Source organism: Mesorhizobium sp. M7A.F.Ca.US.005.03.2.1 (genome assembly GCF_003997795.1).
Taxonomy (GTDB): Bacteria; Pseudomonadota; Alphaproteobacteria; order Rhizobiales; family Rhizobiaceae; genus Mesorhizobium; species Mesorhizobium ciceri.
The window spans coordinates 1-5588 of sequence record NZ_RZRP01000403.1 but is presented as its reverse complement, the minus strand read 5'-3'; the positions used below and the strand labels follow the sequence as shown (position 1 = coordinate 5588).

General features: G+C 61.7%; 5 protein-coding genes. 1 reads left to right on the top strand and 4 read right to left on the bottom strand.

Going from position 1 to position 5588, the window contains the following annotated elements:
- A partial coding sequence (locus tag EN991_RS21270) for a tRNA-binding protein (RefSeq protein WP_127369483.1) occupies positions 1-282 on the top strand: 282 nt, incomplete at its 5' end.
- Between the two features lie 115 nt (positions 283-397).
- On the opposite strand, the gene EN991_RS21265 is transcribed toward EN991_RS21270, so the two are convergent.
- The 4 genes from EN991_RS21265 to EN991_RS21250 form a co-directional block, all read right to left on the bottom strand.
- Complete coding sequence (locus EN991_RS21265) at positions 398-1972, bottom strand: hypothetical protein (protein ID WP_127369482.1); 1575 nt, start codon at positions 1970-1972, stop codon at positions 398-400.
- Between the two features lie 288 nt (positions 1973-2260).
- Positions 2261-3283 carry a glycosyltransferase family 1 protein gene (locus EN991_RS21260; protein WP_027162148.1) on the bottom strand — a complete coding sequence of 341 codons (1023 nt, stop codon included), beginning with the start codon at positions 3281-3283 and terminating at the stop codon, positions 2261-2263.
- 220 nt (positions 3284-3503) lie between these two features.
- The gene (locus EN991_RS21255) at positions 3504-4919 is read right to left on the bottom strand and encodes an ATP-binding protein (RefSeq protein ID WP_013530013.1); all 1416 of its coding nucleotides are present in this window, start codon (positions 4917-4919) and stop codon (positions 3504-3506) included.
- Between the two features lie 49 nt (positions 4920-4968).
- The coding region (locus tag EN991_RS21250) for a response regulator transcription factor (RefSeq protein ID WP_164769247.1) at positions 4969-5588 on the bottom strand (620 nt) is incomplete at its 5' end.

Genomic DNA, 5588 nt, shown 5'->3' with positions numbered 1-5588 from the left:
GTCGAGGCCGAGCCGTTTCCCGAGGCGCGCAAGCCCGCGTTCAAGCTGAAGATCGATTTCGGCGCCGGCATCGGTATCAAGAAATCGTCGGCGCAGATCACCAAATACTATACACCGGAGACGCTGATCGGCCGGCAGGTGTTCGCGGTGGTCAATTTCCCGCCGCGCCAGATCGGTCCATTCATGTCGGAAGTGCTCACTCTCGGCTTTCCCGACGAAGAGGGCGCCGTGGTGCTCGGCGCGATCGAGCGTAAGGTGCCGGATGGCGGGCGGTTGTTTTAGGGTCTCGACTGGGGATCGGAATCCCCCGCGAACCGGGATGGATTGATAATCCTTTCGGCAGATGCTTCAGCATGAATTTCATGCCATGTCGTGACAGGAGTGTCGCGCGCGGACATCATCCGCTTTTCCTGTCCGCGTCGACCAATTTCCTTATTCTGTAAAATTTGAACTGTTTGCCTTCGGCGATTAATTCAAGGTTGCCGTGTCGTGGCGGGCTGCGCTCCGGCGCGATTACCAGCAGATAGTCAAAGTCACGGGTCCAATGCGCTGCATACGCCGCCTCGACCGGTGGGGAAGCACCGGCGGCGTAGGCCTCCAGCTCAGACATCGGGATAGGCCCGCCTTGCGGTACGGTCAGGTTTGCCACTTCCGGCCGGGGCCTCACCGGCTGTTTTCCCGGATAGGTGAACAGCGTTGGCATCAGTGCATTGCGTGTGACTACGGCCAACGCGGCAGCATTGTACATTGGATAAAGGAGCAGATTCGTTGGCGGGTCGTCTGGGAGGCCATTCTGGCCGGTAAGGATTCGCGAACCCATTGGAATGGCGTCGAACGCGGTCATAAGGGCACGATATTCGCCGCGGCACGACAATTGGGCCCAGATCGCGATGCCACTGTTTGCAAGCCCGGCGCCAAACGCCAGCGCGACGAGAAGTGTTCCACGCGAGCCTTGCGGACGCTTGATCGTGACGAAGGCTGGCAGGATCAGAACAAGCGCCAGAAGGACGCGCCCGTCGACAAAGGCCGTGTCCGCAACGCGAAACGGCATGACAATGAACAGGCACAAGAGCCCAAAGCCTATCCAGCAGCCGACGCGAGAGACCGCCACCATCCTGTGCTTCACCGCAAGGTAACTGAGAATGACCAGCACCACGGTCACGGCTGAGGAAGTGTATCTGCTGAAGCCGTTGACTTGAACCAGCGCCAACAATTTCGCCGACAGGGCCCATTCGGTTCCTTCGCCACCCACTTTGCCGCCGTAGGCGAGCGCCAGGGCGCCAACTGCGACGACCGGAGCAGCCATTCCGGCAACCAGCAAGATCGTGCGTTTCCAATTCTCAATATGGTCTGGCCAGCGGGAGAGTTCGTACAGCCCCACCACAATGCCATACAGGCCGAGGGCAAATAGGTGAGAGATATACAGAACCACGACGAAGACGGCGTGGATCGCAAGGCGCAGCGGCAAAGGTCTTTCCGCAAGCCAAATCCAAACCGCGATGGACCAAAGAACGATCCCGAGTCCAAATTCAAAATTCACGAATCCGAAAGCGAAAGGCATGGCGTAGAGGAAGAGCGAAGCGACGAAGCCGCTGAGGATCACACGCCCCTGTGCGGCCGCTCCGACGGCCATTGCCCCGCTGACGACCAGCATTTGCGAGACTAGATAGAAAAGCTTTGATGCCAGCTCGATCCCGATCAAGCGCCCAGCGAACGGGACGACGAGATCCATGGCTAGATTAGGGTAGGGTGCCCACGCGGCTTCATAGTAGGGATGGGCTTCGGGCGTACCGGCGCGCATCAGGATCGACATTCTTGCGAGATGATTTGGATAGTCTGCCATAGCGGGTATGTCGACGAGCAGTACGGGCAAGAAAGCCACCACCAGCAGAACTATCAGCAAGGTACCTTCGGGCCTGATGAAATGGCTCGTGTAACTGTTGATTTTTTTGCTGACTGTTGCTTCGAGCATGCCGCAATGTAGGTAGAAATGGTAAATTTTGAGTCGCCGACAATTGCCAAGGATTCTCCATGTCTTTGGGAGGGCGAGATGACGGCGCGGCTCAAGTATGGATGACTACGCAGCCCTGAACTGCGTTGTCACTCTGACTTGGTCATGGCTTCGAAGTCGCACAATACGTCATGCCGAACATCCCTTTGAAACAAGGTGCCGTGGCAGACTAACGGTTGATTGTGCGTCGCCGCGCTTTGTCATTCGTGGCGGTGTGTCAGCTTCGCCCTTGGATAACGAAAAGCACGATCAGGCCGCCAGCTTTCGCGGTGTGCCCAGTGCTTCCTCGACCGTATCGAGGAACATTTCCGCACAGGCCTTCCAGCTGTAGCGCATGGCGCGTTCGCGGGCTTCGGCACGGTCGACGTTGAGCGCGGCGAGTGAGGCCTCGCGCAAATCGTTGGAGACCGCGCCGCCAAAACCATCGCCGACAATGTCGATCGGCCCGGTCACCGGATAGGCGGCAACCGGCGTGCCGCTGGCCAGTGCCTCGATGATGACGTTGCCGAACGTGTCGGTGCGGCTCGGGAAGACGAAGACGTCGGCCGAGGCATAGATCTCGGCCAGTTCGTCGTTGGGGCGATGGCCGAGGAAATGCGCTTGCGGATATTTCGCCTTCAGCCTGGCAAGCTCGGGGCCTTCGCCGACGATCACCTTGCTGCCGGGCAGGTCGAGGTCGAGGAAAGCACCCAGGTTCTTTTCGATGGCGACGCGGCCGACGCAGAGGAAGATCGGGCCGGGGAAGCCGAGGTCCTTCTTCCTGTCCGGGCGGAAATGGTCGGTGTCGACGCCGCGCGTCCATGGCCGCAGCTTGGTGAAGCCGCGCGCGGAAAGGTCGTCGGCGAGCGACTGGGTGGCGACCAGCGTGCCCTGGCCGGAATTATGGAAATCGCGCAGCCAGCGATAGGCCCAGCTTTCCGGCACCGGCAGGCGGGCGCTGAGATATTCGGGAAAGCGCGTGTGATAGCTGGTGGTGAATGGACGGCCGGCATTGCGGCAATAGCGCCGCGCCATGATGCCCAGCGGTCCTTCGGTGACGATGTGGATGTGGTCGGCCTTGCCGGCGTCGATCAGGCGCGCGACATGGCCGGGCGTGGTCAGCGCCAGCCTGATGTCGGGATAGGTCGGCAAGGGCAGGGTGCGAAAGATATTGGGCGTCAGGAAATCCACCGCGACGTCGAAGGACTTCAGCGTCTCGGTGAGCCGCTCCAGCGTGTGGACGACGCCGTTGACCTGCGGGCGCCAGGCATCGGTGACCATCAGTATGCGCATGGCGGCCCTTTGCTTGAAAGGTCGACGGTTGCCTTGAGACGATGCCGGAACGGCGACCAGCCTGCTGCTCTCGCTTCGCTCCAGCGCACCCGGACAGGTACGGGGTCGAAGTGAGGCGGCAAGGCCGAATCAATTGAGGTCGCGCGCTTCATGCGCGCTCTTGATCATGGTTTCATGACGGGCGGATGAAGCCGTTTCCACTTTTCGGAATCGTGCCCGGTTATGCCGGAACCTTGATGATGGCGCGCAGTCCGCCGAGCGGGCTGTCTTCAAGAGTGATGTCTCCGCCATGGGAGCGGGCGATGTCGCGGGCGATCGACAGGCCGAGCCCGGTGCCGCTGGCATCGAGGTTGCGGGCCTCGTCGAGCCGCACGAAAGGCTTGAACACGTCTTCGCGTCGATCGGCGGGAATGCCCGGACCATCGTCATCGATGGTGACCAGCAGCGAGCCGCGGCCATGGGTGGCGTTGACCTCCACCGTCTTGGCATAGCGGAAGGCGTTGCCGATGACGTTGGACATCAGCCGGGCAAAGGCATTGGGCCGCACATGCACATCGTGATCGCCGGCAAGCGTCGTCGACAGCTTACGCTTGCGCAGCCTGGCTTCCTCGTCGAGCTTTTCGAAATAGGCCTCGAGATCGAACCGTCCGGCGTCTTCCGAAGCTTCGCCGCGGGCAAAGGACAGATAGCCTTCGAGCATCGACTGCATGTCGTCGATGTCCTGGTCGAGCGCTGCCTTGGTCTCGGCCTTGCCGCCGGAAAGCGCCAGCTGCAGCTTGAAGCGAGTGAGGATGGTTCTGAGGTCATGGCTGACGCCGGTCAGCATGGCGGTGCGCTGTTCGATCTGGCGTTCGATGCGCTCGCGCATCTGCATGAAGGCAAAGCCGGCGCGGCGAACCTCCTCGGCGCCGCGCGGCCGGAAATCGCGCGGCATCGGCCGGCCCTTGCCAAAGCTTTCGGCGGCTTCGGCAAGCATCAGGATCGGCCGGATCTGGTTGCGCAGGAAGGGAATGGCGATCATCAGCAGCACCAGCGAGGTGCCGACCATCCAGATCAGGAAGATATGGGTGTTCGAGGCATAGGCCTGGCTGCGGCGCACGAAGACGCGCAGCACCTTGCCCTCGAGCTGCACGCGCACCTCGACGATGTTGGAGTTGCCGACCGTGTCGATCCAGAACGGGCGGTTGATCTGGCGGGTGATCTCGGATGAGAGAACATCATCCAAAATCGAGAAAAACGGCTTTGGACCGGGCGCGGGGAGTGGGTCGGGCGGCAAGAGGTCGACCTTCAGCTGCATGCGGTCCTGGGCGATGCGGATGATGTTGGTGTAGTCGGCATCGCGCGGATAGGTCTCGATCAGGTCGATGATGGCGGCGATGTCGCGCACGGTGGCCTGCGACAGGCGCTGCGTCACGGTTGCCCAGTGACGTTCCATGAAGACGAAGGCGACGACCGATTGCAGCAGGATCATCGGCGCGATGACGATGATCAGCGAGCGGGCATAGAGCCGCTTGGGCATATAGAGCGAGACGAGGCGCCAGAAGCGGTTCCAGGCGCGCGGCACCGCCTTCAGCGTCCGCGCGGCGCGTGCGCTCAAGCCGCCATTGCCCGGCTGTTCCAGTTCCGTGGTTGCCATTCGCTCTTTTCGCTTGCCCGCAGCCGTTCAGCCGGCCGCAGGCGGCATTCTATTCCACGCTGAGCCGATACCCAATACCGCGTACGGTCTGGAGCCAGACCGGATTGGACGGATCGCGCTCGATCTTGCGGCGCAGCCGGTTGATCTGGACGTCGATGGTGCGCTCGCCGACTTCCGAATCGTCGCCGACAAGCTCGTGGCGGGGTATCGTCTCGCCCGCTCGCGCGGCGAAGATCGCCAGGATCTCCTGCTCGCGATCGGTCAGCTTCAACGCCTCGCCGCCACGCTTCAATTCGCGCCGGGCGATCTGGAACGTGTAGGGGCCGAAGACCAACTGCTCGACCTTGGGCGTGGTCGCCGGGCCACCGCGGCGCAGGATGTTGTTGATGCGCAGGATCAGCTCGCGCGGATCGAACGGCTTTGGCAGATAGTCGTCGGCGCCAGCCTCCAGCCCTGAGATGCGGCTGTCGGTCTCCGACAGCGCTGTGAGCATCAGGATCGGTACGTTCTTTTCGGCCCGCAGCGACTTGGTCAGGTCGACCCCCGTCTCGCCGGGCATCATGACGTCCAGCACCAGAAGGTCGAAGTCGAGGCCGGCAAGCTTGCGCCTGGCTTCGCCGGCATTGCCGGCAACGGTGACGCGAAAGCCATTTTCGGTCAGATATTGCT

What these genes read in the sequence shown, in the direction of transcription:
- EN991_RS21265 (WP_127369482.1), bottom strand. Translation starts at nt 1,972, where the DNA reads ATGCTCGAAGCAACAGTCAGCAAAAAAATCAACAGTTACACGAGCCAT.
- EN991_RS21255 (WP_013530013.1), bottom strand. Translation starts at nt 4,919, where the DNA reads ATGGCAACCACGGAACTGGAACAGCCGGGCAATGGCGGCTTGAGCGCA.
- EN991_RS21260 (WP_027162148.1), bottom strand. Translation starts at nt 3,283, where the DNA reads ATGCGCATACTGATGGTCACCGATGCCTGGCGCCCGCAGGTCAACGGC.